This window comes from Neisseria subflava (genome assembly GCF_024205705.1).
In the GTDB taxonomy this organism is placed as follows: Bacteria; Pseudomonadota; Gammaproteobacteria; order Burkholderiales; family Neisseriaceae; genus Neisseria; species Neisseria subflava_D.
In genome coordinates this window covers 2121083-2146370 of the sequence record NZ_CP073115.1, presented here as the reverse complement: position 1 = coordinate 2146370, position 25288 = coordinate 2121083, and the positions used below count along the sequence as shown (strand labels likewise).

The 25288-nt window shown below is 53.0% G+C and carries 27 protein-coding genes; 17 read left to right on the top strand and 10 right to left on the bottom strand.

What is annotated here, in order from left to right:
- Window positions 1-67: 67 nt before the first annotated feature.
- The 5 genes from map to KCG54_RS10300 form a co-directional block, all read right to left on the bottom strand.
- Window positions 68-868, bottom strand: coding sequence for a type I methionyl aminopeptidase (map, locus tag KCG54_RS10320; protein ID WP_432761030.1), 801 nt, complete (start codon window positions 866-868; stop codon window positions 68-70).
- A 42-nt stretch (window positions 869-910) separates the two neighbouring features.
- Window positions 911-1516 carry a hypothetical protein gene (locus tag KCG54_RS10315; RefSeq protein ID WP_254324119.1) on the bottom strand — a complete coding sequence of 202 codons (606 nt, stop codon included), beginning with the start codon at window positions 1514-1516 and terminating at the stop codon, window positions 911-913.
- A gap of 67 nt (window positions 1517-1583) precedes the next feature.
- Window positions 1584-2195: a BON domain-containing protein gene (locus KCG54_RS10310; RefSeq protein ID WP_039862284.1), complete on the bottom strand. Its 612-nt coding sequence runs from the start codon at window positions 2193-2195 to the stop codon at window positions 1584-1586.
- 73 nt (window positions 2196-2268) lie between these two features.
- A complete protein-coding gene (locus KCG54_RS10305) occupies window positions 2269-2862 on the bottom strand; it encodes a phosphoheptose isomerase (protein WP_070503928.1) in 594 nt (197 codons plus the stop codon).
- A 4-nt stretch (window positions 2863-2866) separates the two neighbouring features.
- Window positions 2867-3214, bottom strand: coding sequence for a YraN family protein (locus KCG54_RS10300; RefSeq protein WP_254324118.1), 348 nt, complete (start codon window positions 3212-3214; stop codon window positions 2867-2869).
- A gap of 65 nt (window positions 3215-3279) precedes the next feature.
- Here KCG54_RS10300 and rsmI point away from each other — a divergent pair, with 65 nt between their 5' ends.
- Entirely contained in the window at window positions 3280-4167 is an 888-nt protein-coding gene (gene rsmI, locus KCG54_RS10295; protein ID WP_254324117.1) for a 16S rRNA (cytidine(1402)-2'-O)-methyltransferase, read from the top strand.
- A 217-nt stretch (window positions 4168-4384) separates the two neighbouring features.
- Window positions 4385-5005 (top strand): DUF1269 domain-containing protein, encoded by a 621-nt coding sequence (locus tag KCG54_RS10290; RefSeq protein ID WP_070814123.1) that lies wholly within the window; start codon window positions 4385-4387, stop codon window positions 5003-5005.
- Between the two features lie 233 nt (window positions 5006-5238).
- On the opposite strand, the gene KCG54_RS10285 is transcribed toward KCG54_RS10290, so the two are convergent.
- The 3 genes from KCG54_RS10285 to KCG54_RS10275 form a co-directional block, all read right to left on the bottom strand.
- Window positions 5239-6048, bottom strand: a complete 810-nt coding sequence (locus KCG54_RS10285; protein WP_254324116.1) for an alpha/beta hydrolase — start codon at window positions 6046-6048, stop codon at window positions 5239-5241.
- Window positions 6049-6162: 114 nt separating this feature from the next.
- Window positions 6163-7152 (bottom strand): peptidylprolyl isomerase, encoded by a 990-nt coding sequence (locus KCG54_RS10280; RefSeq protein ID WP_063076196.1) that lies wholly within the window; start codon window positions 7150-7152, stop codon window positions 6163-6165.
- A complete protein-coding gene (locus KCG54_RS10275) occupies window positions 7149-9548 on the bottom strand; it encodes an LPS-assembly protein LptD (RefSeq protein ID WP_349306429.1) in 2400 nt (799 codons plus the stop codon). Before KCG54_RS10275 ends, KCG54_RS10280 begins: the two co-directional genes overlap by 4 nt.
- A gap of 69 nt (window positions 9549-9617) precedes the next feature.
- On the opposite strand from KCG54_RS10275, the gene amgK reads away from it, so the two are divergent.
- Window positions 9618-10622 (top strand): N-acetylmuramate/N-acetylglucosamine kinase AmgK, encoded by a 1005-nt coding sequence (amgK, locus tag KCG54_RS10270; protein ID WP_254324115.1) that lies wholly within the window; start codon window positions 9618-9620, stop codon window positions 10620-10622.
- A gap of 84 nt (window positions 10623-10706) precedes the next feature.
- A complete protein-coding gene (gene mnmG / locus KCG54_RS10265) occupies window positions 10707-12602 on the top strand; it encodes a tRNA uridine-5-carboxymethylaminomethyl(34) synthesis enzyme MnmG (protein ID WP_254324114.1) in 1896 nt (631 codons plus the stop codon).
- 157 nt (window positions 12603-12759) lie between these two features.
- On the opposite strand, the gene KCG54_RS10260 is transcribed toward mnmG, so the two are convergent.
- Window positions 12760-13347, bottom strand: coding sequence for a GNAT family N-acetyltransferase (locus KCG54_RS10260; RefSeq protein WP_254324113.1), 588 nt, complete (start codon window positions 13345-13347; stop codon window positions 12760-12762).
- A 94-nt stretch (window positions 13348-13441) separates the two neighbouring features.
- A complete protein-coding gene (locus tag KCG54_RS10255; protein ID WP_254324112.1) occupies window positions 13442-14032 on the bottom strand; it encodes a 5-formyltetrahydrofolate cyclo-ligase in 591 nt (196 codons plus the stop codon).
- A gap of 78 nt (window positions 14033-14110) precedes the next feature.
- On the opposite strand from KCG54_RS10255, the gene KCG54_RS10250 reads away from it, so the two are divergent.
- The 13 genes from KCG54_RS10250 (at window position 14111) to KCG54_RS10190 (ending at window position 25261) form a co-directional block, all read left to right on the top strand.
- Complete coding sequence (locus KCG54_RS10250) at window positions 14111-14353, top strand: hypothetical protein (RefSeq protein WP_254324111.1); 243 nt, start codon at window positions 14111-14113, stop codon at window positions 14351-14353.
- Window positions 14354-14530: 177 nt separating this feature from the next.
- Window positions 14531-15259 (top strand): 30S ribosomal protein S2, encoded by a 729-nt coding sequence (gene rpsB, locus KCG54_RS10245; RefSeq protein ID WP_002230071.1) that lies wholly within the window; start codon window positions 14531-14533, stop codon window positions 15257-15259.
- 123 nt (window positions 15260-15382) lie between these two features.
- Window positions 15383-16237, top strand: coding sequence for a translation elongation factor Ts (gene tsf / locus KCG54_RS10240; protein WP_002223203.1), 855 nt, complete (start codon window positions 15383-15385; stop codon window positions 16235-16237).
- 216 nt (window positions 16238-16453) lie between these two features.
- Window positions 16454-17173, top strand: coding sequence for a UMP kinase (pyrH, locus tag KCG54_RS10235; protein ID WP_003708812.1), 720 nt, complete (start codon window positions 16454-16456; stop codon window positions 17171-17173).
- Window positions 17174-17334: 161 nt separating this feature from the next.
- On the top strand, window positions 17335-17805 hold the full coding sequence (gene rlmH, locus KCG54_RS10230) for a 23S rRNA (pseudouridine(1915)-N(3))-methyltransferase RlmH (protein WP_036493712.1): 471 nt from the start codon (window positions 17335-17337) through the stop codon (window positions 17803-17805).
- Between the two features lie 170 nt (window positions 17806-17975).
- On the top strand, window positions 17976-18617 hold the full coding sequence (gene pyrE, locus KCG54_RS10225; RefSeq protein WP_003682682.1) for an orotate phosphoribosyltransferase: 642 nt from the start codon (window positions 17976-17978) through the stop codon (window positions 18615-18617).
- 99 nt (window positions 18618-18716) lie between these two features.
- Window positions 18717-19112, top strand: a complete 396-nt coding sequence (locus KCG54_RS10220; RefSeq protein WP_039862294.1) for an MJ0042-type zinc finger domain-containing protein — start codon at window positions 18717-18719, stop codon at window positions 19110-19112.
- The gene (argA, locus tag KCG54_RS10215) at window positions 19109-20422 is read left to right on the top strand and encodes an amino-acid N-acetyltransferase (RefSeq protein ID WP_254324110.1); all 1314 of its coding nucleotides are present in this window, start codon (window positions 19109-19111) and stop codon (window positions 20420-20422) included. Before KCG54_RS10220 ends, argA begins: the two co-directional genes overlap by 4 nt.
- 44 nt (window positions 20423-20466) lie before the next feature.
- Window positions 20467-21246 (top strand): exodeoxyribonuclease III, encoded by a 780-nt coding sequence (locus KCG54_RS10210; RefSeq protein WP_254324109.1) that lies wholly within the window; start codon window positions 20467-20469, stop codon window positions 21244-21246.
- Window positions 21233-21577: a hypothetical protein gene (locus KCG54_RS10205; protein ID WP_070608462.1), complete on the top strand. Its 345-nt coding sequence runs from the start codon at window positions 21233-21235 to the stop codon at window positions 21575-21577. Before KCG54_RS10210 ends, KCG54_RS10205 begins: the two co-directional genes overlap by 14 nt.
- 10 nt (window positions 21578-21587) lie before the next feature.
- On the top strand, window positions 21588-22121 hold the full coding sequence (locus tag KCG54_RS10200) for an alpha/beta hydrolase (RefSeq protein WP_254324108.1): 534 nt from the start codon (window positions 21588-21590) through the stop codon (window positions 22119-22121).
- 165 nt (window positions 22122-22286) lie between these two features.
- Complete coding sequence (locus KCG54_RS10195) at window positions 22287-24395, top strand: TonB-dependent receptor (protein ID WP_254324107.1); 2109 nt, start codon at window positions 22287-22289, stop codon at window positions 24393-24395.
- Window positions 24396-24565: 170 nt separating this feature from the next.
- Complete coding sequence (locus tag KCG54_RS10190) at window positions 24566-25261, top strand: thiol:disulfide interchange protein DsbA/DsbL (RefSeq protein ID WP_003749428.1); 696 nt, start codon at window positions 24566-24568, stop codon at window positions 25259-25261.
- Window positions 25262-25288 lie beyond the last annotated feature (27 nt).

Sequence of the window (25288 nt, the reverse complement as noted above, 5' to 3'; positions counted from 1 at the left end):
GAGAATGCGAATAAATTTCAGGCCGTCTGAATCTGTATTTTCAGACGGCCTGAAGGTTTTTTCAAGGTTAAGGCTTACCGCTGGCAGGGCTGATGGTGAGGATTTCGTAGCCGGTTTCGGTAACCAAAACTTCGTGTTCCCATTGGGCGGAGAGGGAGCGGTCTTTGGTGACCACTGTCCAACCGTCGTTCAGGATGCGCAGATGGCGTTTGCCTTGGTTGATCATCGGCTCGATGGTGAAAATCATGCCCGGTTTGAGGACGAGACCCTGACCTTTGCGGCCGTAGTGGACCACTTGCGGCGCTTCGTGGAAACCGCGGCCGATGCCGTGTCCGCAGAATTCCTGTACTACGGAGTAGCCGGCATTTTCGGCAACCTGTTGGCAGGCATAGCCAACATCGCCGAGGGTGGCGCCGGGTTTGACCGCTTCAATACCTGCCATCATGGAGGCGTGGGTCACGTCGATCAGGCGTTGGGCAATCGGGGAGACTTTGCCGACGGTAAACATACGGCTGGAATCGCCGTGGAAGCCGTCTTTTTTAATGGTCAGGTCGATGTTGACGATGTCGCCTTCTTTCAGCGGTTTGTCGTCGGGAATGCCGTGGCAGATAACGTGGTTGACGGAGGTGCAGCAGGATTTCGGGTAGGGCGGGTTGCCGTAGTTGAGGGGGGCTGGATAACCGCCTTGAACGTTGACGTGGTAGTCGTAAACGAGTTTGTCGATTTCGTTGGTGGTTACGCCGGGTTTGACGAATTGGCCGATGTAGTCGAGGGCTTCGGCGACCAAGCGGCCGAGTTCGCGCATTTTTTCGATTTCTTCGGGGGTTTTGATGATGACTTTGTCCATGAGGTTTCCTTCTTGTTTCAGACAGTATGGAGGCCGTCTGAACGGGACGGGTATGCCGTCTGTTTAAAACAGGTTGTCGAGATTGTCTTTATTGCGCGGTTTGGCTTGTGGTTTGGCATCAGGCTCGGCTTTCGGAGTCGGTTTGGACTCGGGGGCTTTGGTTTTTGCCGGTTTGTTTTCTGCTGCTTGTGCGGCAGGTTTGCTGTCTGCGGCTTTGTTTGCTACCGGCTGGCTGTCTGCTTGAGGTGTGTTTTGGGCGGCAGGGCTGCTGTTGTCGGATTGTGTTTTTTCTGATTTGTCGGTTTCGGCGCGTTTGTTTTCTGTGCGTTTGCCGCGGTGTGCGGCAGGACGGTCGTTTTTTGCACCTTCTTCGGCGTTGTCGCTTTTTTCGTTCTGTGGGACGACAGGATTGCCGGAGGCGGTTTTTGCGTCGCTGTCTTTGGTAGGCTGAACGGTTTCAGGTTCGACAGTGCCGTTGGGGCGCCAAACTTCAATGCGTGTGTCGGTTTGTTCGGCAGGGCTTTTTTCGGGTACGTCGGTTTTACCGGAGTTTAGGGTGCTGAATACGCCGGCAACAAGGGCTGCGACGGCGATAAAGCTGACAAGGAATAAAGCGCGGATTAAGTGTTTGGGCTTAAGTTGGAAAGGGGTTTTATTATTCTTGGACATGATGTGGCAGGTAATTGTTGGAGGAATGGCCGTCTGAATGTTCAGACGGCCCCAGGTTGCCTGTGAATCAGTTGGCAACGTAGTTTTGATAGAGGGTCACGACTTTTTGTACGCCGACGGTCGTGCTGACTTTTTGGGTCACGCGGGCTTGTTCGTCAGGCGTGAGAATGCCCATCACATAGGTCACGTTGCCGTAAGTCACGATTTTGACGCGTGCTTGGGTGGCCGGGCTGAGACCCAACAGGGTGGCGCGGACTTTGGATGTGCCCCAGGTATCGTTGGTCACATCGCCGAGCGAACGCGCTTGTGAGGCAACGGTGATGTAGTTGTACACGCCTTCTGCGGCTTGTTCGGAACGGGCGATGCGTTCAACAAATTGTTTTTCGCCTTCGGTAGCCACTTGGCCGAGCAGGAGCAGGTGGCGGTTGTAGCCGACAACGTTCAGTTTGGGCTTGTAGCCTTGGACTTGGTTGTTTTGGCGCAGATACGAGCGTGCAGTGGTTTCGACGCGCAAGGCCATAACGTTGTCGTCGGTTTGCGCGCCGGTGGTGCGGCGGTCGACGGCGGATTTGGTGCCCACGGCTGCACCGCCGATCAGTGCGCCGACGCAGCCGCTCAGACTCAGGCTCAAGAGGGTCGCTGTCAGAACGGGGAGGGCGTAGCGTTTGATATTCTTCATATCCTTTTCCTTGGGTATGGACGGTTGGGTGTTCAGACGGCCTTTAAGGGATGGGCCGTCTGAAAAGAAAGGGTTACATGCCTTCAAGCAGGACGGAGTCGATGCAGTCGCACATGGCGTGAATCAGCAAAATATGGTTTTCCTGAATGCGGGCAGTGCGCGGATAAGGGACGTTGAGCAAAACGTCGGTATCTTTGAGCATGGCGGCGATTTTTCCGCCGTCGCGGCCGGTCATGGCAATGACGTGCATGTCGCGCTCGTGTGCCGCTTTGATGGCTTCGATGATGTTGGTGGAATTGCCGGAGGTGGAGATGCCGACCAATACGTCGCCGGCACGTCCGAGCGCGCGCACTTGTTTGCTGAATACGTGGTCGAAACCGTAGTCGTTACCGATGGCGGTCAGGGCGGAAGTGTCTGTTGTCAGTGCGACAGCGGCCAATTCCATGCGTTCTTTTTCAAAACGGCCGGTCATTTCGGCGGCGAAGTGTTGCGCGTCGGCAGCCGAACCGCCGTTGCCGCAGGCCAGGATTTTGCCGTCGTTCATCAGGCATTGCAGCATCAGCTCGGCAGCCTGTGCAGTCGGCTCGACCAGTACTTTTTCAGCTTCCTGCTTGGCGCGGATGCTCTCGGCAAAATGTGCGGAAACGCGTTCTTGTAATGTTGTCATGAGGTTAACCTGTAATATTTTGAATCCATTCGGGTTGGCCGTCGCCCTCAATCAGTACCGCATCCAAGCGGCAGGGCGCATGGTTTAACCCGTGCTTTTGCAGATAATACTCTACACTTCGTTGCAATTTCAATAATTTGGACGGCGAGATGCTGTATGCTGCACCACCGAAACCTCGGTTTTTGCGGTATTTTACTTCAACAAACACAATCGTACCGCCGTTTTTGACGATTAAATCGATTTCGCCGTAGGCACAATGCCAGTTCCGTGCCAGCAGCGAGCAGCCTTTGCCCAGCAGGAATACCAGCGCCGCATCTTCGGCCACCGCCCCCTGTTTGTGGTTTAAACGCATGAAAAGTTTACCCGTTATATAATCATTGTTTTTAAAGAGACGCCGTTTCAGACGGCCTTGAATCTATGTACACAAAACACCTGCAAAAAGCCGTCGACAGCATCGAAAAACAGACATTATACGTTGTCGCCACACCCATCGGCAATTTAGCCGACATAACGTTGCGCGCACTGGCCGTGCTGCAAAAGGCCGACATGATCTGCGCCGAAGACACCCGTGTTACCGCCCAGCTTTTGAGTGCGTACGGCATTCAGGGCAAACTTGTGAGCGTGCGCGAACACAATGAGCAGCAAATGGCCGATAAAATCATCGCCCATCTTTCAGACGGCCTGAGCGTCGCCCAAGTTTCGGATGCGGGTACGCCTGCGGTTTGCGATCCCGGTGCGAAACTTGCCGCCCGCGTGCGCGAAGCCGGATTTAAAGTGGTGCCTGTGGTCGGCGCAAGCGCGGTCATGGGGGCATTGAGCGTGGCCGGTGTGACGGAATCCGATTTTTACTTCAACGGTTTCCTGCCGCCTAAGGCCGGAGAACGCCAAAAGCTGCTGGCCAAATGGGCGGAAGCCGATTTTCCGATTGTGATGTTTGAAACGCCGCACCGTATCGAGGCAAGCCTTGCGGATATGGCCGCGCAGTTCCCCGATCGCCGTTTAACATTGGCGCGAGAAATTACCAAAACGTTTGAAACCTTCCTCAGTGGCACGGTTGCCGAAATCCAAGCCGCCCTTAAAAACGACAGCAACCAAACGCGTGGAGAAATGGTGCTGGTGTTGCATCCTGCGGTGAAAGAGAAACACAGCGATTTGCCCGAGGCGGCGCAAAACACCATGAAAATCCTTGCGGCCGAGTTGCCGACCAAACAAGCTGCCGAGCTTGCCGCCAAGATTACCGGCGAGAATAAAAAGGCGCTGTATGATTTGGCTTTGGAATGGAAACGGATTTCAGACGACGCTTGAGGTCTTGCAGGCTTATTTCTCTCAACCTGTGGTGTAAACAACGCGACGATTTCCTACAGGTAAGGCTGGGTATTGTTCGTTATCCGTTTGCCGGTTCTACAGGCTTTATATAGGTAAAGTTCTGTTTGCCGCATTGCTCCCCCCCCCCTTGTAATTTACAATGACACTGCATACAACTAGTATGTTCTTAAATCTTTCAATCTACGGGAGTGGACTTATGAAACAAAACATCATCGTTGCCTTATTCGACATCTCCAGCGAAGCTTATCAAGCCTTTTCTGAATTGAAAGCTTACTCGCAGATAACAGATGCTTTGGTGGCACAAGCCGTTTTGGTTAAAAAGGAAAATGGTCTGATTATCCCAGCAGAAAGCACCGACTTTACCGCCAATACGGTCGAAGGCACATGGACGGGCGGCCTCATTGGTTCGCTGGTCGGCATCCTCGGCGGTCCTATCGGTGTTCTGTTGGGTGGAGCTACTGGCGCACTCATCGGCAGTGATGTAGGCACTGCCCAAACATTGGGAGAGGGGGCGTTGCTGGAAAATACAGCCAAAAAACTGGATAACGGCAGTACTGCAATCATTATTTTGGCGCAAGAATCCGACGAGGCTGTATTGGATGCTTTCTTCCACCGTTTCAAAACCGTTATTCTCCGGCAAGATGCAGCCGTTGCCCAACAGGACGTATTGGCAGCAATAGAAGCGCAGGAAGAAGTGGCACGTCAGGCACACGAAGCTTGGAAAAAACAGCGCAAAGCCGAACGCAAAGAGAAAGTGGAAGCCTTCAAGGCCGACATCAAACAAAAATTCGACGAATTGGCAGCCAAGTTGAAATAACACTGCCACCAACCCAAGGTATGTAACCGCTCAAATTTTCCGTTTCGGATGCATGCCAAACCGGTTTGAGGCTACCTGAAAATCTATTTTTCAGGTAGCCTCTCCCTTTTTCATGCCCCGAGACCTTTGCAAAGGTCTCGGCCTTTTTATAATTGGATTTTAGATTGATCCAATAGGTTCAATACGCTTCTAAGTTTGCGTTTCAGACGGCCGCGATGTTTGGCAAACCTGCTTCAACGCTGCCATGCGCTGCGCAAATATTCGATGCAGTCGGTCAGGGAGTAAAACGGGGCGTTGCCGTGATTGGCGTTGGGGTAGAGGGTGAAGCGGACATCTGCGCCGAGGTGGTGCAAAGTGCCGGCAAGGATTTTGGCTTGTGCGACCATGCCGCGGCTGGTTTGGTCGGGGCGGTTGTTTCTGCCTTCATGTTCGCCTGCGCCAAGGCGGATGCCGATTCCTTGCGGTAAAGCGTCGGGCAGCCAATCGAGTACGCGGCGGTCTTGCCACCAGATAGACGGCGAAACCAGCAAATAATGGCGGAATCGTTCGGGATGGGTGAACAGGGAATAGAGGCCGTACAGTGCGCCGAACGAATGGCCGAATACGGCTTGGTTTTGGGTATCGATGCGGTATTTGCTGTTGAGCAGGGCGGAGAGTTCGTCATCGATAAAGCGACTGAAGCGGTCGGCTTGGCCGTATTGTTTGCGTTCGGATTCGGGCGCGTTGTCGGGCAGCGGCGGCGTGTAGTCGAGGGCGCGTTGGCTTAAGTCGCGGATGTTGCCGCCGGTGTAGCCGATACCGACAATCAGACAGGCGGCATGGCTTTTGGTGATGGGGTTGATGAGCAGGGATTGCGCCATATTGAGGATGGCGGGGAAAAAGGCATCTCCGTCAAGGATATACAGTACGGGATAGCCGTCTGCCGGACGCTCGCCGAGTGCCGCGGCTTGAATGCGGTAGGTGCGGCCGGTGTGGGCGGAGGTAACGGAGGTTTCTTCGGCTTGCAGCAGGGTGGCGGTTTGCCAGTTGGGACGGATGGGCATGATGGGGTGCTTTAATCAATGGGTTGCTTAAGTAAAAGGAGAGAAGGCCGTCTGAACAATGGATTTCAGACGGCCTTATTGTACGGATTTCTGCTTTTTTAACAATACGCGCAATTAGCGTACGTCAACGTATGAGCTGCTGTGCAGTTCGCGTAGGAGGTTGGTGGTCGCCTGTTGTGCTTTTTGTTGGGACAGATATTGGCGGACGGCGTTTTGTTGGCGCTCTTCAGGCGTACCTGCTTCGCGGACGTCGTTCAGCTTGATGATGTGCCAGCCGAATTGGGTGCGGACAGGGGCGCTGATTTGGCCGGGTTTGAGTTTGTGGACGGCTTCTTCAAATGGGGCAACCATCATGCCGTCGGCAAACCAGCCCAAATCGCCGCCATTGCCGGCGCTGCTGTCTTGCGAGTATTGGCGTGCCAAACCGCCGAAATCTGCGCCGCTGCGGGCCTGTGAGTAGATTTTGCGGATGGTGCTTTCTGCGCCGACGGCGGCATTGTCGTTGTCGGCTTTAATGAGGATGTGTTGGGCATGGTATTGGCGCACAGGGTCTGCTTCAGGCAGGGTCACGCCTTGTTGTTTGGCCTGCTCGATGTAACGTGCCACTTCGGAGTCGCTGACGCGGCTGTTTTGCATGATGGCTTGTTGGCGCACTTTTTCAACAATAATGCTGTCGGCGATATCTTGACGGACGGCGGCAGACGGATTTTTGATGTTGGGGTTGTGCGCGATAACGGCTTCGATTTCGCTATCGGTCGCTTGGATGTTGCGGCGTTTGCCTGCTTGGAGGATCAGGGATTGGTTGATCATTTGTGCCAAAACTTGTTGGCGCAGCTCGTTGGCGTCCATTTGCGTGCCTTTAGGCATGGTTTGACGCGCTTGCGCTACGGCTTGCGCTACTTGGCGGTGGGTAATGACTTCGTTGTCGACAACCGCGGCAATGCCGTCTGAAAGATGTACGCCGCTTTGTATGGCAGGCATGGTAGTGGCGCTGACGACTGGAGTTTTGTTGGTACGCGCTTTGGTCGCTTTGGCTTTAGGAGCGGCGTGTGCGCCTGCTGCGAGAGTGAGTGCGGCGACGAGAATCAGGGGTTTGAAGTTCATTGTTTGACTACCTCGTTGGTTTTGCTGTAACCGGGGATGGCTAAGCGGAGTTTTTCGAATGGGTTGTTGCCGATATTGCTCAAGTCTTTGAGTTGGAGGTTGAAGAATACGGCGTTTTTGTGGCTGTTTTCGCCGGTAACATAGCGTTGGCCGACCAAGCTTGCGCTCCAGCAGCCGCAGTTGCTTTTGTATTCTGCACCGATGAGCATTTCCAGCGGTTTTTTGGCTTCGATTTCGTAGTTGTAACGGGCGACGGCGTACAGGTTTTTACTCAACGGCCATTGGGCGACAAGGTCGATTTGACTGAGTCTGTCGTAGAAATAGTCGCCGTTGGCTTGCAGATAAATGCGCTCGTTGCGTCCATATTTGTAGCGCGCGCTTAAGACTTTGCCGGGCTCGGGGTTGTAGGTAATCCCAGCGGCGTAGCTTTCGGCACGGCTTAGGTTTTGGTTGTAGTGGATATCCAAATCAATGCGGGTGCTCGGAGTAAGGTTGCCGTGTGCAAAGGCTACCCAGTCGGATTGGCTGCGCGGATAATTGCTGACGTTGCCGTCAGGCAGGACGTTGTCTTTTTTGAAATAAAACTTCTGGCCGATACCTGCACGGAAGAGTTCCGCACCGGTGTTGGGGTTGAGGATACGGCTTTGTGTAGCCAGCGTCAGGCTGTTGGCCGAATTGATGCGATCGTTGCCCGAATACAGGTTTTCGCGGAACAGCTGCGAATAGGTAAAGCTGTTTTCGGAGCTGTCGAAATTAGGCAGGTCGTTTTGGGACTTGGTCGGAATGTAGTTGTAAAACATGCGCGGTTCAAGCGTTTGCAGGTATTCTCCGCCGAATAGACGGGCCCTGCGCTCGAAAGTCAGGCCGCTGTCGACGTTGATGATCGGCAGGACGCGGCTGACATTGCGGCTGCTTTGGCCGTTGAAGCTGTTGAGGCTGTAATAAGTGGCATGTACGCCGACTTTAGGTCGGATGTAGCCCCATTGGTTGTGGAAGTCCCATTTAACGCTCGGGTAGAGTACCACGCGGCTGCCGTCTTGCTTGGTATCGTGGTCAAAACGGGTGAATTGGCCGAACACGTTGAGTTGCGCTTTGCCGAGATGGCTTTGCCAACGGCCGGTCAGACGGGGCATGATGGCATAAGGTTCGTCCTTATAGCCGTCTTGGTTGGCCAGCGTTTGGTATTTTTGTACGCGTAACGAGCCGTCGAAGCTGCCGCCCAACAGTTTGTCGCTGTAATTGAGCCATGCCTGACGGTCGAGGTTGACGTTGCGCGCGATGTCTTCGCGGCCGTAGAAGTCGCGGTAGTAATCGTCGTCGGAAACTTGGTTGTAGTTGATGCCGCCGCTGATTTTGCTGTTCAGCTGCTGCTGGTGTTTCCATTTGAACTGGTAGCGGTTGTTGTGGACGCTTTTTTGGTCGTTCGGCATCCAGTCGCCATCGACTTCGCCGCTGTAATTCGGTTGCAGATAACGCACTTGGCCGCCCAGTTGTACACCGCGTTTACTGATAATGCCCGGGCGGAAGGTGGCATCCAAATTCGGCGCAAGGTTGAAGTAGTAGGGCAGGCTCAGCTCAAGGCCGTCTGAACCGGTGGCAATGGTCGGAACGAGCAGGCCGCTTTTGCGGTTGCCGTTGATGGGGAAGTCCGCCCAAGGCGTGTAGAGGACGGGGACGCCGCCGAATACCAGTGAAGCGTGTTTGGCCACGCCGATGCCTGTCGATTCATCGGCTTCGATGCTTTGCGCTTGGATATACCAGCTGGCGTCGCCGGGCGAACAGGTGTTGAATTTGGTATTGATGAGTTTATAGAGGCCTTTGCCTTTGAGTTCGGCTTTTTCGCTGACACTTTGAAGGCGGCGGCCGCCTTGTTCGGTATTGAGGCGCACGGCGGTGCCGGAACCGGTTTGGTTTTTGAGGTTGTAAACCAATTGGTCGCCGGATACGGTCGAACCGTTTTGATACAGGGTAAAGCGGTCGCCGGCGGTAACAGTATCGGCGGCTTGGTCGTATTGTGCCCAATCGGCGTTGAGAACATCGGCATTGCGCTCGACAATGACGTCGCCTTCGGCACGGACGCCGACTTGGGTCTGGCCTTCTATTTTATCGGCGTTGACGCGGGTGTAATCGGCAGGCAGGGCAGGCTCGCCGCTACGTTTGATTTCGGCGGTTTCGGCCGGCTTGGCATCTTCATGGTCGCAAAACAGGCAAGTGCTGCCCAAGGAAAGCGGATCGGCTTCGCTTTGGCCTGTTTTTGCCGGTTTGGATTCGGCGGCGTGGGCAGGGGTATAGTCTTCCGCCTGCGGAACAGAAGCATCTTCCGCGCGCACGGCTGTTGCGCCAAAGCCCATAATTAAGGCGAGTACCAAGGGTTTGAGTGAAAATAAACGAGCCAAAATCGCCCCTTAAATCGGTTTGCCAGTTAGAATAGCGGTTATTGTAACCTGAAATTCTGCGATACCGCTATGCAACGACAAACCGAATTACAAAACTGGCTGGCGTCTGTTTACCCGAACCAGCCGTTCGAATTGAGCTTTGCGGCAGCCGATGCCGACTTCCGCCGTTATTTCCGCGCGACGTTTTCAGACGGCCAGACCGTTATCTGTATGGATGCGCCTCCTGAGAAGATGAGTGTTGCGCCTTATTTGAAAGTGCAAAAACTGTTTAACATGGTCAATGTGCCGCAAGTGCTTCATGTGGATGAAGCGTTGGGCTTTATGGTGTTGAACGATTTGGGCAATACCACATTCCTGACCGCCATGAATCAGGAAAACAGTGAAACCGCCCACAAAGCCCTGCTGCTCGAAGCCATCGACGAACTGATCGAGCTGCAAAAAGCCAGCCAACCCGGCAAACTGCCGGAATACGACCGCGAAGTCATGCTGCGCGAGATTAACTTGTTCCCCGAATGGTTTGTGGCCAAAGAATTGGGCCGCGAGTTGACCTTCAAACAACGCCAGTTGTGGCAGCAAACCGTCGATACGCTGCTACCGCCCCTGTTGGCACAGCCCAAAGTGTATGTCCATCGCGACTTTATTGTCCGCAATCTGATGCTGGCAAAAGGCCGTCCGGGCGTGTTGGATTTCCAAGACGCGCTTTACGGCCCGATTTCCTATGATTTGGTGTCGCTGTTGCGCGATGCGTTTATCGAATGGGAAGAAGAATTTGTGTTGGACTTGGTCATCCGCTACTGGGAAAAAGCACGCGCTGCTCAATTGCCTGTGCCTGCCGAGTTTGACGAGTTCTACCGCTGGTTTGAATGGATGGGTGTACAACGCCATTTGAAAGTGGTTGGTATTTTTGCCCGCCTGTACTACCGCGACGGCAAAGACAAATACCGTCCTGAAATCCCGCGCTTCTTGAACTACTTGCGCCGCGTATCGCGCCGCTACAACGATTTGGCGCCGCTCTATGCGTTGCTGGTCGAATTGGTCGGCGATGACGAATTGGAAACAGGCTATACCTTTTAAGCTTGGTTTTTTAAGATTTGATTCCACTTTTCAGACGGCCTGATCAATAAAAGGCCGTCTGAAACCTTTACAGAACACATAAAAATGACTTACATGATTTACCCCAAAACCTACGACGTGATTGTCGTCGGTGGCGGCCATGCCGGTACCGAAGCCGCACTTGCCGCCGCACGCATGGGTGCGCAAACCCTGCTGCTCTCACACAACATCGAAACCCTCGGCCAAATGTCGTGTAACCCTTCCATCGGCGGCATCGGCAAAGGCCACCTTGTGCGCGAACTCGACGCATTGGGCGGCGCGATGGCGTTGGCCACCGACAAATCCGGTATCCAGTTCCGCCGCTTGAACGCCAGCAAAGGCGCAGCAGTGCGAGCCACGCGCGCGCAGGCAGACCGCATCCTATATAAAGCCGCCATCCGCGAAATGTTGGAAAACCAAGAAAACCTCGACCTTTTCCAACAAGCCGTCGAAGACGTAACGCTTGATGGCGAACGCATCAGCGGCGTGGTTACCGCGATGGGCGTGGAGTTTAAAGCACGCGCCGTCGTGTTGACCGCAGGCACGTTTTTGTCCGGCAAAATCCACATCGGTTTGGAAAACTACGAAGGCGGCCGTGCCGGCGATCCAGCTGCCAAATCCTTGGGCGGCCGTTTGCGCGAATTGAAGCTGCCGCAAGGCCGTCTGAAAACCGGCACACCGCCGCGTATCGACGGACGCACGATTGACTTCTCCCAACTGACCGAACAGCCCGGTGATACGCCTGTGCCCGTAATGTCCGTACGCGGCAGCGCCGATATGCACCCGCGCCAAGTGTCCTGCTGGATTACGCATACCAACACGCAAACCCACGACATCATCCGCTCAGGCTTCGACCGCAGCCCGATGTTTACCGGCAAAATCGAAGGCGTCGGCCCGCGTTATTGTCCGTCTATCGAAGACAAAATCAACCGCTTCGCCGACAAAGACAGCCACCAGATTTTCCTCGAACCCGAAGGCCTGACCACGCACGAATACTATCCTAACGGTATCTCCACCAGCCTGCCGTTCGACATCCAAATCGCGCTCGTGCGCAGCATGAAAGGCCTGGAAAACGCCCATATCCTGCGCCCCGGCTACGCCATCGAATACGACTATTTCGATCCGCGCAACCTCAAAGCCAGCCTCGAAACCAAAACCATCCAAGGCCTCTTCTTCGCCGGACAAATCAACGGCACGACCGGCTACGAAGAAGCCGCCGCACAAGGCCTGCTCGCAGGCGCAAACGCCGTGCAATATATCCGCGAACAAGATCCGCTCCTGCTGCGCCGCGAACAAGCCTATCTCGGCGTATTGGTGGACGACCTCATCACCAAAGGCGTGAACGAACCCTACCGCATGTTCACCAGCCGCGCCGAATACCGCCTGCAACTCAGGGAAGACAACGCCGACATGCGCCTGACCGAAGACGGCTACAAAATCGGCTTGGTGGGTGAAGAGCAATGGCGCATGTTCAACGAAAAACGCGAAGCCATCGAACGCGAAATCCAACGTTTGAAAACAACGTGGTACACGCCGCAAAAACTCGCCGAAGAAGAGCAGCTGCGCGTATTCGGCCAAAAACTCAGCCGCGAAGCCAACCTGCACGACCTCCTGCGCCGCCCGAACCTCGACTACGCCGCGCTGATGACTCTGCCCGACGCACAACCTGAAACTGCGCTTGCCGACAGCGTGGTCGAACAAGTCGAAATCCAAGTCAAATACCAAGGCTATATCGACCGCCAAAACGAAGAAATCGACAGCCGTCGCGACATCGAAACCTTGAAACTACCTGAGGATATTGATTACAGCAAAGTCAAAGGTTTGTCGGCAGAAGTGCAGCAAAAGCTCAATCAGCACAAACCCGAAACCGTCGGACAAGCCAGCCGAATTTCCGGCGTCACGCCTGCCGCCGTCGCATTGCTGATGGTGCATTTGAAACGCGGATTTAAAGATGCTAAGTAAGGTTTAATCCGAATAAAGGCCGTCTGAAACTTTCAGACGGCCTTTATTTATCAGGAGATTGACGGTGTTGCACCTTATTTCATTAATTTTTTAAAGAGTTCGGATTGTCAGCAAGATGGGCGTGTTCTGATGAAAAAATGAAGAAGAAAACGTTTTTTCAGGACGCGTCATAAGCTGCCGCTTTTTCGAGCAGTTTTACCCTTGCCTGCGGCCATTCCTCACGCAGCAGGCTGTATTCAACCGTATCGCGCACGCTGCCGTCTTTCCGCAGCTTGTGGCAGCGCAAGATGCCGTCTTGGTGTGCACCCAAGCGTTCGATGGCGCGTTGGGAGGCGGTGTTGAGGTTGTCGGTCTGCCAGCAGGCGCAGCGGCAGTTTAAAGTGTCGAAAACGTAGTCGAGCAACATGATTTTGCAGGCGGTATTGATGCGTGTGCGCCGTGCCGACAGGGCGTACCATGTGAAACCGATGTAGAGGCGGGGGATGGCGGGGTCGATGTGGTAAAGCGAAGTCGAGCCAACAATTTTTCCCGTGTCTTCGTTGATGACGGCAAAGGCGAGGCGGGTTTGCGTGGCGGTGCGGATGTAGTCCGCCACTTGGTCGGGTTCGGGCGCGCTGGTTACGTTCAGCTTCCAGACTTCGCCGTCGCAAACTGCTTCGCGCAAACCAGCTTCGTGTGCCGCCGTCAAAGGTTCGAGACGGACACGGTCGAAGGACAAAACGGGAGCGGATGAAAAATCAGCCATGTGGTTTCCTTTGTATTTGATGGTTTGATTTTTCAGACGACCTTTTATAGTGTCTTAACGGACGGCATCTCTGAGGTCGTCTGAAAGCTATTGATTAATGATGTTTGAACACCAGCACGCCCGACTCCGATACAAACCCGTCCAACGGCAGGTCGTGCGGTTCGCGTGGCAGTGTGTCGGTCAGTTGGCAGCCGAAGCCTACGCCGAGGGTTTGGGTTTGCAGGCGGTATTTCATGGCGGAGAGGGTGGCGTCGTAATAGCCGCCGGCCTGTCCGAGGCGGTAGCCGCGTTTGTCGATGCCGACGATGGGGACAAGCAGCAGGCTGAGTTGGTGGACGCGGATTTTTTTGCCGGTGAATTGGGGGACATGCAATTTGGCGCGGCCGCGTTTGCGTTCTTGTTTGGCACCGTCGGCAGGGTAGGGGGTGAACCACATCCGCCGTGTGTTCGGTTCGATATAGGGCAGGTAGAGTTTTGCGCCGCGTTTTTGTGCGGCACGGACAAAGCCGTCCAATCGCAATTCCTTGCCCATCGGCCAATACACGCCGATTTTCCGTCCTTTTTTGATGTAGGGCTTGAGCAGGCGGTTGATGGTTTCGGTGGCGGCGTTTCGCTCGTCTGCGCTCATTTGGGCGCGTGCGCGGCGAAACTGTTTGCGTAATGCCGATTTTTCGGGATTCCTCATTTTCAGACGGCCTTTCAGGATTGCGGTAGAATGTTGCGATTATAACGATTTTGTTAACATTCAAACAGGACGCACACAATGTGGCACATTGTCGCCATCGGCTATCTTTTTGTTGCCGTGATGTTTTCCGCCGCGCAGCCGAGTATTGCGCGCGCGTTGATTTATTTGGTTTTTTGGGCGGTGTTGCCCACTGTGTTCACGGTCTTCGTCGTGACCATCCGCCGCCGCAACCGCTTGATGAAACGACAGGAGCAGGCGGAGTTTGAAGCGGCCCGCCAAAAGGCGGTACAGACGGATAAAAAACAGGACGGAAAGGTATAAAATCCCTTTTCAGACGGCCTCTTATCCGCTATAATCCGTCAGTTTTCCATTTCGGAAACACTCTTTTATTTTTTTAAACTTATGCCCACTTTCGCCGAAGGGTGCTTGACAATAGGCGCCGCCTATCAAGTTCTATGCGATTGAATGTGTGCTCTTTAACCCTTTCAAGGAAATAACATGTCTCAAATTACTATGCGTCAGATGATTGAAGCCGGTGTTCACTTCGGTCACCAAACCCGTTTTTGGAACCCGAAAATGGCTCAATACATTTTCGGTGCGCGCAACAAAATCCATATCGTAAACTTGGAAAAAACTCTGCCAATGTTCCAAGAGGCGCAAGAAGCCGTACGTCGTCTGGTTGCCAACAAAGGTACAGTATTGTTCGTAGGTACCAAACGCCAAGCCCGCGACATTATCCGCGAAGAAGCTACCCGTGCCGGTATGCCTTTCGTTGATTACCGCTGGTTGGGTGGTATGCTGACTAACTACAAAACCGTTAAGCAATCCATCAAACGCCTGGAAGAAAAAACTGCTGCCCTGGAAAACGCTGCTGAAGGCGGTTTCAACAAAAAAGAAATTCTGGAAATGCAACGCGACGTTGAAAAACTGGAACGTTCTTTGGGCGGTATCAAAAACATGAAAGGCCTGCCTGACGCGATTTTCGTTATCGATACCGGCTACCAAAAAGGTACTCTGGTTGAAGCTGAAAAATTGGGCATCCCTGTTATCGCCGTAGTCGATACCAACAACAGCCCTGACGGCGTGAAATACGTTATCCCTGGTAACGATGACTCCGCTAAAGCTATCCGCCTGTACTGCCGCGGCATCGCTGACGCAGTTTTGGAAGGCAAAAACCAAGCGCTGCAAGAAACTGTAGCCGCTGCCCAAGAAGCTGCTGCCGAGTAATTCGGTACACAGAAGAGGGGCGTTATGCCCCTTTTCTCAAATCCCGTTCTGAAATCCGTTTCAGACGGCCACTATTTCCAAACACGGCGATGGCCGTGTTCCCAAAAATCTAGGAGATTCAAAATGGCAGAAATTACTGCAAAAATGGTTGCCGACCTGCGCGCCGCTACCGGCCTGGGCATGATGGAATGCAAAAAAGCCTTGGTTGAAGCTGAAGGCAACTTCGACAAAGCCGAAGAAATCCTGCGTATTAAATCTGGTGCGAAAGCCGGTAAACTGGCTGGCCGTACTGCTGCCGAAGGCGTATTGGCTTACGCGATCAACGGCAATGTCGGCGCATTGGTTGAGGTAAACTGCGAAACCGACTTCGTTGCTAAAGACGCCGGCTTTGTAGAATTTGCCAACTTCGTTGCTAAAACTGCTGCCGAGAAAAAACCGGCTTCTGTTGAAGAACTGAGCGAACTGGTTGAAGCAGAACGTAAAGCCATCATCGCTAAATTGGGCGAGAACATGTCTGTTCGCCGCTTCCAAGTGATCGACACTGCCAACCAACTGGTTGCCTACATCCACGGTGCTTTGGCTACCGAAGGCGTATTGGTTGAGTACAAAGGCTCTGAAGACGTAGCACGCAAAATCGGTATGCACATTGTTGCCGCCAAACCTCAATGCGTAAGCGAAGCCGAAGTAGATGCTGAAACCGTTGAAAAAGAACGCCATATCTACACCGAGCAAGCTATCGCTTCCGGCAAACCTGCCGACATCGCCGCTAAAATGGTTGAAGGCCGTATCCGCAAATTCTTGGCTGAAATCACTCTGAACGGCCAAGCATTCGTGATGAACCCTGACCAAACTGTTGCCCAATTCGCTAAAGAAAACGGCACTGAAGTGATTAGCTTCGTACGCTACAAAGTAGGCGACGGTATCGAGAAAGCCGTTGTTGACTACGCAGCCGAAGTTGCTGCCGCTGCTAAAGTGTAAGGCACTTATGAAAAAGAAAGCACCTAGATTCCAAACGAATCAGGGTGCTTTTTTTTGAGAAAACCGTTTACGGTACCTATTTTAAGACGACCGAATATAAAGGCCGTCTGAAAACAAAACAATAATAGAACGACACACCATATCATTGTAATCCGACCGTTTGAAATTCAGACGGCCCAACTCCGACCGACGACATTCAAGAAAGCAAGGTATCCCATGACACAGCAAATCAAATACAAACGTGTATTACTGAAACTCTCCGGCGAATCCCTGATGGGCTCTGATCCATTCGGTATCAATCACGATACCATCGTTCAAACTGTCGGCGAAATTGCCGAAATCGTGAGAATGGGCGTGCAAGTCGGTATCGTTGTCGGCGGCGGTAACATTTTCCGCGGCGTATCCGCCCAAGCAGGCAGCATGGACCGCGCCACTGCCGACTACATGGGCATGATGGCGACCGTTATGAACGCCTTGGCACTCAAAGACGCATTTGAAACCTTGGGCATCAAAGCGCGTGTTCAATCCGCACTGTCTATGCAGCAAATCGCTGAAACTTACGCCCGTCCTAAAGCCATTCAATATTTGGAAGAAGGCAAAGTCGTGATTTTCGCCGCCGGTACCGGTAATCCGTTCTTCACGACCGACACTGCCGCCGCATTGCGCGGCGCGGAAATGAACTGCGACGTGATGCTCAAAGCCACCAACGTCGACGGCGTGTACACCGCAGACCCGAAAAAAGACCCATCTGCAACACGCTACGAAACCATTACTTTTGATGAAGCCTTATTGAAAAACCTCAAAGTGATGGATGCCACTGCTTTCGCCCTCTGCCGCGAACGCAAGCTCAATATCGTGGTATTCGGCATTGCTAAAGAAGGCTCGCTCAAACGCGTGGTAACCGGCGAAAACGAAGGTACGCTGGTTCACTGCTAATCATTGAAAGGCCGTCTGAAACAGCCGAACGGGATACATTCGGCTTTCAGACGGCCTTTTATTTTCAGTCGGTTGCGTGGGCATTGGCTCATGGTTTGAAAAGGTTGAGAACTTGCTTGACCATAATGCCCAACCGACAATTCGATAACAAAGGATACTCCATGAATATCACCGTCTTGGCTGTCGGCACGAAAATGCCGCGTTGGGTGGATGAAGCCGTCGGCGAGTACGCCAAACGCTTCGGGCGCGATGTCAATTATGCGCTGAAAGAAATCAAGCCCGAAAAACGCGGCGCGGGTGTGAATGCGGCTCAGGGCATGGCAGCTGAAGAAAAACGCCTGCTGGAAGCCATACCGCAGGGCGCGTTTTTGGTGGTATTGGACGAACGCGGCAAAGCGCCGACTTCGGTCGAATTGGCACAACATCTGAAAAGCTGGCAGCAAAACGGCGAACACGTCTGCTTTATTATCGGCGGCGCAGACGGCATGACCGACCGTTTGAAACAGCAGGCAAACATGATGATGCGCCTTTCCAGCCTGACTTTGCCGCACGGCATGGTGCGCGTTTTGCTGACCGAGCAGCTTTATCGCGCCGTTTCGATTTTGCACAATCATCCGTATCATCGGGAATAATCTGTTTTGGTCGCTGGGATAAGACGGCAATGCCACCTTGTCGGTTTGAAAGGGAATAGGGCAAGTCGGTTTAAAGCGGGACTGAACCTGCTTTCAGACGGCCTGATTTTTCCGCATGAATCCTTTATAATCGTTTCTTTGATAAATCAACATCTTTCGGGAGAACCCAAATGTCCGATTTCCGTCAAGACTTCCTCAAATTCGCTTTGGCACAAAACGTGTTGAAATTCGGCGAATTTACGACCAAGGCCGGCCGTCAGTCGCCTTATTTTTTCAATGCCGGTTTGTTCAATGACGGCGCATCGACTTTGCAGCTGGCGAAGTTTTACGCCGAGGCCATTATTGCCAGCGGCGTGAAGTTCGATATGCTGTTCGGCCCAGCCTATAAAGGCATTATTTTGGCGGCGGCAACAGCGATGATGTTGGCGGAAAAAGGCGTAAACGTACCGTTTGCCTACAACCGCAAAGAAGCCAAAGACCACGGCGAGGGCGGTGTGTTGGTGGGTGCGCCTTTAAAAGGCCGCGTGCTGATTATCGATGATGTGATTTCCGCCGGTACATCTGTGCGCGAGTCAGTCAAACTGATTGAGGCCGAAGGTGCAACGCCTGCTGCAGTGGCCATTGCGCTCGACCGTATGGAAAAAGGCACGGGCGAATTGTCGGCGGTGCAGGAAGTCGAAAAACAATACGGCCTGCCGGTGGTTTCGATTGCCAACCTGAACGACTTGTTCACGCTCTTGCAAAACAATGCCGAATTTGGCGGCTTCTTCGAGCCGGTCAAAGCCTATCGCGAACGTTACGGCGCGGTTTAAACCATAACATCATGCTCAGGTCGTCTGAAACAGTTTTCAGACGGCCTGAAACATTGGCTAAAATATATTTTTGATTCAATACACTTACGGAAAATACTCATGCCTGCTTGTTCTTGTCCTCATTGTAAAACGCCGCATTGGGTGAAAGATGCCCAGTTGAACGTAGCGCAGGGTTTCGTGGTCTGCACGCGTTGTTCGGGGATGTTTAAGGCCAAGGATTATCTGTCGGGCAACCTGCCGGCCGATCCGGCCCATCTGCCTGTGGCGGTAACGGATGTGCGCCTCGTGCATAACATCGGCGCGCAAATCCTCAAGCATTCCAAACTTTCGCGCAAAGAAATTTCCGATTTGCTCAACAGCGCGCTCAAGGAAGAGCCTAAGGCGGAAGAGCAGGCGGCAGTCAAAACGCGCAAGGACGGTTTCAACTGGACGTTGGCATCGCTGATTGCGCTGACGGTTTTGATTATGCAACTCTTTTATCTTGCCCTGCTATGAGTGCCATCGCCTATTTTGTTGCCAGCTTTCGCGAGGCCGCGCCCTATATACAATATTTGCGCGGCAAAACCATGGTGGTCGGCGTGACCGACAGCTTGTTGGAAGGCGAAACCCTGATTCGTTTGGCCGCAGATTTGAACCTGTTGGCCAGCTTGGGCTTGCGTTTGGTCTTGGTACATGGTTCGCGGCATTTGCTCGACAAATTGGCTTCGGGTCGGAATTTTGTTCCGAAATACAGCGGCAGCCGACGGATTACCGATGAAGCGACTTTGATGGAAGTGAAGCAGGTGGCAGGGATTATCCGCAGTGATGTGGAAGCCGCCTTGTTCAGCAGCGTATCCGCACAGCAACGGAGTAAGCCGCCGGTTATCGCGTGCGGCAACTTTATTACCGCCCGTCCGTTGGGCGTTATCGACGGTGTGGACATGGGCTATACCGGTACCGTCCGCAAAATCGACGCGGAAGAAATCCGTTTGCGTTTGGATGGCGGCGCGGTGGTGCTTATCAGTCCTTTGGGGCATTCGTACAGCGGCAAAACCTTCAACCTGAGTATGTGCGAAACCGCGCAGGAAGTGGCCATGGCTTTGCAGGCGGAGAAACTGGTTTTCTTGACCGAAGAAGCCGGTATTCGTCGTGCCGACGGCTCGTTGGCCAATACTTTGTCTGTCGGCGAAGTGCAGGAATTGATACACGACAATCCCGATGCGCCGGCCGATTTGCTGCATGCGGCGGTAGGCGCGTTGGAAAACGGCGTATCGCGGGTGCAGATTCTCAACGGCCGTGAAGACGGCAGCCTGCTGCGTGAGCTGTTTACCCGCGAGGGCAGCGGTACATCTATTGCCCGTGAGCCGTTTGTTTCCATCCGTCAGGCACGCAGCGACGACATTCCGCACATCATCGCCTTAATCCGTCCTTTGGCGGAACAAGGCATCTTGTTACACCGCAGCCGCGAGTATTTGGAAAACCATATTTCCAGTTTTTCCGTATTGGAACACGATCAAAACATTTACGGCTGCGTGGCGTTGAAAACCTTTTCCGAGCCGGACTGCGGCGAATTGGCCTGCCTGGTGGTGTCGCCCGAAGCGCGTGATGGCGGCTACGGCGAATTGCTGTTGGAACATCTGTTTCAAAAAGCACGCGCCTTAAATATTAAAACGCTCTTCGCCTTATCCACGCATACGGGCGAATGGTTTGTCGAACGGGGCTTTCAGACGGCCTCAGCCGATGACCTGCCTGCCGAACGCCGGCAGGAATACAATGCCAACGGCCGCAATTCCAAAGTATTTGTTTATGACTTGCAGGCCGTCTGAAAACCTCAATCCTATTATCCGTTTTTAAAAATCACTCAAATCTTATGTTGAAAATCATCTCTGCCAACGTCAACGGCATCCGCTCCGCCTATAAAAAAGGTTTTTATGAATACATCGCCGCTTCCGGTGCCGACATCGTCTGCGTGCAGGAACTGAAAGCACAAGAGGCTGATCTGTCAGACGATATGAAAAATCCGCACGGTATGCACGGCTACTGGCATTGCGCCGAAAAGCGCGGTTACAGCGGCGTGGCGGTGTACAGCAAACGCAAGCCCGACAATGTGCAAATCGGCATGGGCATTGAAGAATTTGACAGGGAAGGCCGTTTTGTCCGTTGCGATTTCGGCAATTTGTCGGTAATTTCGCTGTATCTGCCCAGCGGCAGCAGTGCGGAAGAGCGCCAACAAGTGAAATACCGCTTTTTGGACGCGTTCTATCCCATGCTCGAAGCCATGAAAAACGAAGGGCGCGACATCGTCGTCTGCGGTGACTGGAACATTGCCCACCAAAACATCGACTTGAAAAACTGGAAGGGCAATCAGAAAAATTCGGGCTTCTTGCCTGAAGAGCGCGAATGGATAGGCAAAGTCATCCACAAGCTCGGTTGGACGGATATGTGGCGCACACTTTATACCGATGTGCCGGGCTATACCTGGTGGAGCAATCGCGGACAAGCGTATGCGAAAGATGTCGGGTGGCGTATCGATTATCAGATGGTTACGCCGGAGTTGGCCGAAAAAGCTGTTTCCGCACATGTTTATAAAGACGAAAAATTCTCGGATCACGCCCCTTTAGTTGTGGAGTATGACTATGTTGCCGAATAAGGTTTTTGGTAAATATGATTGGAATATAAACGGCAAAACCGGCGTAGGCGCAGCGTGGGTCGTAGCGGCATTTGTGCTGCCTATGCTGGTGTGGGCGGTGTTTATGCTGGCGCGGATGTCCGGCTGGGTTGCGCCGACCAAGGCCAATCCGACGTGGGCGTTGGTATGGCTGCTGTTTTCCCTGCCTTGCCTGCTGATTGCGGCCAAATGCTTTGCTTGGAAGGGCTGGCGGCTGGTGGCTAACATCGTACTTTGTCTGGCGACTTGTGCCATCCTCAGCGTGCCTGCCGCATTGCTGATTGCATTTACTCTCAACGACTTGCTCAAATAGGCCGTCTGAAATGCAGAGCTTCGAACTCGAAGAAATGGCACTGTTTCTGATACGCGATGCGGATGAAGCAGAAATGTGGATAGATCGCTGGGCGGTTAGCTATCCGATTGTTCAAACTGCCGAAGCCGATAGTCGGCAAACCATTTCCGAATGGCAACACGCCATTCAGACGGCCTTCGAGCATATCGTCAGCAGAAGTATTGCCGTTGTAGCTCATGGTGCCGGCGTATCCGCATTTTTGGCATGGTTGTATCAAGCCGACATCATGACGCAAAAACGCCTGACCAATATTATTTTGGTCTCGCCGCGTCCAGAAGCTTTTCCCGAAGACGAAATCCATACGTTCCAGCGCGTCCGCTGCCCTTGCCGTACAGCGCTGGTTATTGCCGAAACAAACGGCACGCCACGCGATTGGGCGCAAGAACAGGCTGACCGCTGGCATGCACGCCTGCTTCAATCGCCGCATTCCGGCCGGTTAAACGGCGCACTCGGCGGCTGGCAATGGGGCATGAAGCTGATGCAGGAAATGTTGTTGAGTAAGTAGTGTAGCAGTATCTATTAATATTAATAAACGAAGGCCGTCTGAAACCGATATGTATTTCAGACGGCCTTTGTTTACAAATATCATGTTAAATATAATTAAAAGAAACTATTCTCATTTCTTTTTGAAGCAATATAATTCGGTTGTTTCGTTAAATTGAGTATAAAAATGCAAATACCATTTCATTTGGCTTTATTACCCACGCTGATTATCGCTTCCTTCCCTGTTGCTGCCGCCGATACGCAGGACAATGGTGAACATTACACCGCTACTTTGCCCACTGTTTCTGTGGTCGGACAGTCCGATACCAGCGTACTCAAAGGCTACATCAACTACGACGAAGCCGCCGTTACCCGCAACGGACAGCTCATTAAAGAAACGCCGCAAACCGTCGATACGCTCAATATCCAGAAAAACAAAAATTACGGCACGAACGATTTGAGTTCTATCCTTGAAGGCAACGCCGGCATCGACGCTGCCTACGATATGCGCGGCGAAAGCATTTTCCTGCGCGGCTTTCAAGCCGACGCATCCGATATTTACCGTGACGGCGTGCGTGAAAGCGGGCAGGTCCGCCGCAGCACCGCCAACATCGAGCGCGTGGAAATCCTGAAAGGCCCGTCTTCCGTCCTTTACGGCCGCACCAACGGCGGCGGCGTCATCAACATGGTCAGCAAATACGCCAACTTCAAACAAAGCCGCAACATCGGTGCGGTTTATGGATCGTGGGTAAACCGCAGCCTGAATATGGACATTAACGAAGTGCTGAACAAAAACGTCGCCATCCGCCTCACCGGCGAAGTCGGGCGCGCCAATTCGTTCCGCAGCGGTATAGACAGCAAAAACGTCATGGTTTCGCCCAGCATTACCGTCAAACTCGACAACGGCTTGAAATGGACGGGGCAATACACCTACGACAATGTGGAGCGCACGCCCGACCGCAGCCCGACCAAATCCGTGTACGACCGCTTCGGACTGCCTTACCGCATGGGTTTTGCCCACCCGAACGATTTTGTCAAAGACAAGCTGCAAGTTTGGCGTTCCGACCTCGAATACGCCTTCAACGACAAATGGCGTGCCCAATGGCAGCTCGCCCACCGCACGGCGGCGCAGGATTTCGACCATTTCTATGCAGGCAGCGAAAACGGCAGCCGAATCAAACGCAACTACGCCTGGCAGCAAACCGACAACAAAACCCTGTCGTCCAACTTCACACTCAACGGCGACTACAACATCGGCCGTTTTGAAAACCACATGACCGTAGGCATGGATTACAGCCGCGAAAACCGCAACCCGACATTGGGTTACAGCAGCGCTTTTACTGCCTCCATCGACCCTTACGACCGCGCAAGCTGGCCGGCTTCGGGTAGATTGCAGCCTATTCTGACCCAAAACCGCCACAAAGCCGACTCCTACGGCATCTTTGTGCAAAACATCTTCTCCGCCACGCCCGATTTGAAATTCGTCCTCGGCGGTCGTTACGACAAGTACACCTTTAATTCCGAAAACAAACTCACCGGCAGCCGCCGCCAATACAGCGGTCACTCATTCAGCCCCAACATCGGCGCAGTGTGGAACGTAACGCCCGCCCACACGCTCTACGCCTCGTATAACAAAGGCTTCGCACCTTATGGCGGACGCGGCTATTTGAGCATCGACATTTCGTCTTCCGCCGTGTTCAACGCCGATCCCGAGTACACCCGCCAATACGAAACCGGCGTCAAAAGCAGTTGGCTGGACGACCGCCTCAGCACCACATTGTCCGCCTACCAAATCGAACGCTTCAATATCCGCTACCGCCCCGACGCGCAAAATGATCCCTATACTTGGGCAGTCGGCGGTAAACATCGTTCGCGTGGCGTGGAATTGTCCGCCATCGGGCAAATCATTCCCAAAAAACTCTATCTGCGCGGTTCGTTGGGCGTGATGCAGGCGAAAGTCGTTGAAGACAAAGACAATCCCGACCGAGTGGGCATCCATTTGAATAACACCAGCAACGTTACCGGCAACCTGTTTTTCCGTTACACACCAACCGAAAACCTCTACGGCGAAATCGGTGTAACCGGTACGGGCAAACGCTACGGTTACGACTCAAGAAATAAAGAAGTTACCACGCTTCCAGGCTTTGCCCGGGTTGATGCTATGCTCGGCTGGAACCATAAAAATGTTAACGTTACCTTTGCCGCGGCCAATCTGCTCAATCAAAAATATTGGCGTTCGGATGCCATGCCGGGTAATCCGCGCGGCTATACTGCTCGGGTAAATTACCGTTTCTGATGAAATCAGGCAAAGGCCGTCTGAAAATAAGGCTATGATCTAAGCCATATTTCAGACGGCCTTTTATAAAGACTGAAATAAAACTAAACACATTTTTTCACTCAAATTGAACACGCCTCCAACAAAATGCCATAAAATCCGCCCATTGATTTGAATGTAAAGAGATACCTATGAAACTGAAAACCTTAGCCTTGACCTCATTAACCCTGTTGGCATTGGCCGCTTGCGGCAAACAGGCGGAAACCAGCGTTCCAGCAGACAGCGCCCAAAGCAACACATCCGCTCCGGCAGCCCCTGCCGCATTGACCGAAGGTGTCAATTACACCGTATTGTCCAATCCGATTCCGCAACAGCAGGCCGGCAAAATCGAAGTATTGGAATTCTTCGGCTACTTCTGCCCGCATTGCGCCCATCTTGAGCCTGTCTTGAGCGAGCACATCAAAACGTTTAAAGACGATACCTATATGCGCCGGGAGCATGTCGTGTGGGGTGACGAAATGAAACCTTTGGCACGTTTGGCGGCCGCAGTGGAAATGGCCGGTGAATCAGATAAAGCCAACAGCCATATTTTCGATGCGATGGTTAACCAAAAAATCAACTTGGCCGATACCGATACCCTGAAAAAATGGCTGTCCGAGCAAACAGCGTTTGACGGCAAAAAAGTATTGGCTGCATTTGAAGCTCCTGAAAGCCAAGCGCGTGCGGCTCAAATGGAAGAGTTGACCAATAAATTCCAAATCAGCGGCACGCCGACCGTTATTGTCGGTGGCAAATACCAAGTCGAATTTAAAGACTGGCAGTCCGGCATGACCACGATTGATCAGTTGGTGGACAAAGTACGCGAAGAGCAGAAGAAGCCGCAATAATTTAAAGGTTGAATGAGCAAAGGCTGT

What these genes read in the sequence shown, in the direction of transcription:
- KCG54_RS10315 (WP_254324119.1), bottom strand. Translation starts at nt 1,516, where the DNA reads ATGTCCAAGAATAATAAAACCCCTTTCCAACTTAAGCCCAAACACTTA.
- KCG54_RS10310 (WP_039862284.1), bottom strand. Translation starts at nt 2,195, where the DNA reads ATGAAGAATATCAAACGCTACGCCCTCCCCGTTCTGACAGCGACCCTC.
- KCG54_RS10305 (WP_070503928.1), bottom strand. Translation starts at nt 2,862, where the DNA reads ATGACAACATTACAAGAACGCGTTTCCGCACATTTTGCCGAGAGCATC.
- KCG54_RS10300 (WP_254324118.1), bottom strand. Translation starts at nt 3,214, where the DNA reads ATGCGTTTAAACCACAAACAGGGGGCGGTGGCCGAAGATGCGGCGCTG.
- rsmI (WP_254324117.1), top strand. Translation starts at nt 3,280, where the DNA reads ATGTACACAAAACACCTGCAAAAAGCCGTCGACAGCATCGAAAAACAG.
- KCG54_RS10290 (WP_070814123.1), top strand. Translation starts at nt 4,385, where the DNA reads ATGAAACAAAACATCATCGTTGCCTTATTCGACATCTCCAGCGAAGCT.
- KCG54_RS10285 (WP_254324116.1), bottom strand. Translation starts at nt 6,048, where the DNA reads ATGCCCATCCGTCCCAACTGGCAAACCGCCACCCTGCTGCAAGCCGAA.
- KCG54_RS10280 (WP_063076196.1), bottom strand. Translation starts at nt 7,152, where the DNA reads ATGAACTTCAAACCCCTGATTCTCGTCGCCGCACTCACTCTCGCAGCA.
- amgK (WP_254324115.1), top strand. Translation starts at nt 9,618, where the DNA reads ATGCAACGACAAACCGAATTACAAAACTGGCTGGCGTCTGTTTACCCG.
- mnmG (WP_254324114.1), top strand. Translation starts at nt 10,707, where the DNA reads ATGACTTACATGATTTACCCCAAAACCTACGACGTGATTGTCGTCGGT.
- KCG54_RS10260 (WP_254324113.1), bottom strand. Translation starts at nt 13,347, where the DNA reads ATGGCTGATTTTTCATCCGCTCCCGTTTTGTCCTTCGACCGTGTCCGT.
- KCG54_RS10255 (WP_254324112.1), bottom strand. Translation starts at nt 14,032, where the DNA reads ATGAGGAATCCCGAAAAATCGGCATTACGCAAACAGTTTCGCCGCGCA.
- KCG54_RS10250 (WP_254324111.1), top strand. Translation starts at nt 14,111, where the DNA reads ATGTGGCACATTGTCGCCATCGGCTATCTTTTTGTTGCCGTGATGTTT.
- rpsB (WP_002230071.1), top strand. Translation starts at nt 14,531, where the DNA reads ATGTCTCAAATTACTATGCGTCAGATGATTGAAGCCGGTGTTCACTTC.
- tsf (WP_002223203.1), top strand. Translation starts at nt 15,383, where the DNA reads ATGGCAGAAATTACTGCAAAAATGGTTGCCGACCTGCGCGCCGCTACC.
- pyrH (WP_003708812.1), top strand. Translation starts at nt 16,454, where the DNA reads ATGACACAGCAAATCAAATACAAACGTGTATTACTGAAACTCTCCGGC.
- rlmH (WP_036493712.1), top strand. Translation starts at nt 17,335, where the DNA reads ATGAATATCACCGTCTTGGCTGTCGGCACGAAAATGCCGCGTTGGGTG.
- pyrE (WP_003682682.1), top strand. Translation starts at nt 17,976, where the DNA reads ATGTCCGATTTCCGTCAAGACTTCCTCAAATTCGCTTTGGCACAAAAC.
- KCG54_RS10220 (WP_039862294.1), top strand. Translation starts at nt 18,717, where the DNA reads ATGCCTGCTTGTTCTTGTCCTCATTGTAAAACGCCGCATTGGGTGAAA.
- argA (WP_254324110.1), top strand. Translation starts at nt 19,109, where the DNA reads ATGAGTGCCATCGCCTATTTTGTTGCCAGCTTTCGCGAGGCCGCGCCC.
- KCG54_RS10210 (WP_254324109.1), top strand. Translation starts at nt 20,467, where the DNA reads ATGTTGAAAATCATCTCTGCCAACGTCAACGGCATCCGCTCCGCCTAT.
- KCG54_RS10205 (WP_070608462.1), top strand. Translation starts at nt 21,233, where the DNA reads ATGTTGCCGAATAAGGTTTTTGGTAAATATGATTGGAATATAAACGGC.
- KCG54_RS10200 (WP_254324108.1), top strand. Translation starts at nt 21,588, where the DNA reads ATGCAGAGCTTCGAACTCGAAGAAATGGCACTGTTTCTGATACGCGAT.
- KCG54_RS10195 (WP_254324107.1), top strand. Translation starts at nt 22,287, where the DNA reads ATGCAAATACCATTTCATTTGGCTTTATTACCCACGCTGATTATCGCT.
- KCG54_RS10190 (WP_003749428.1), top strand. Translation starts at nt 24,566, where the DNA reads ATGAAACTGAAAACCTTAGCCTTGACCTCATTAACCCTGTTGGCATTG.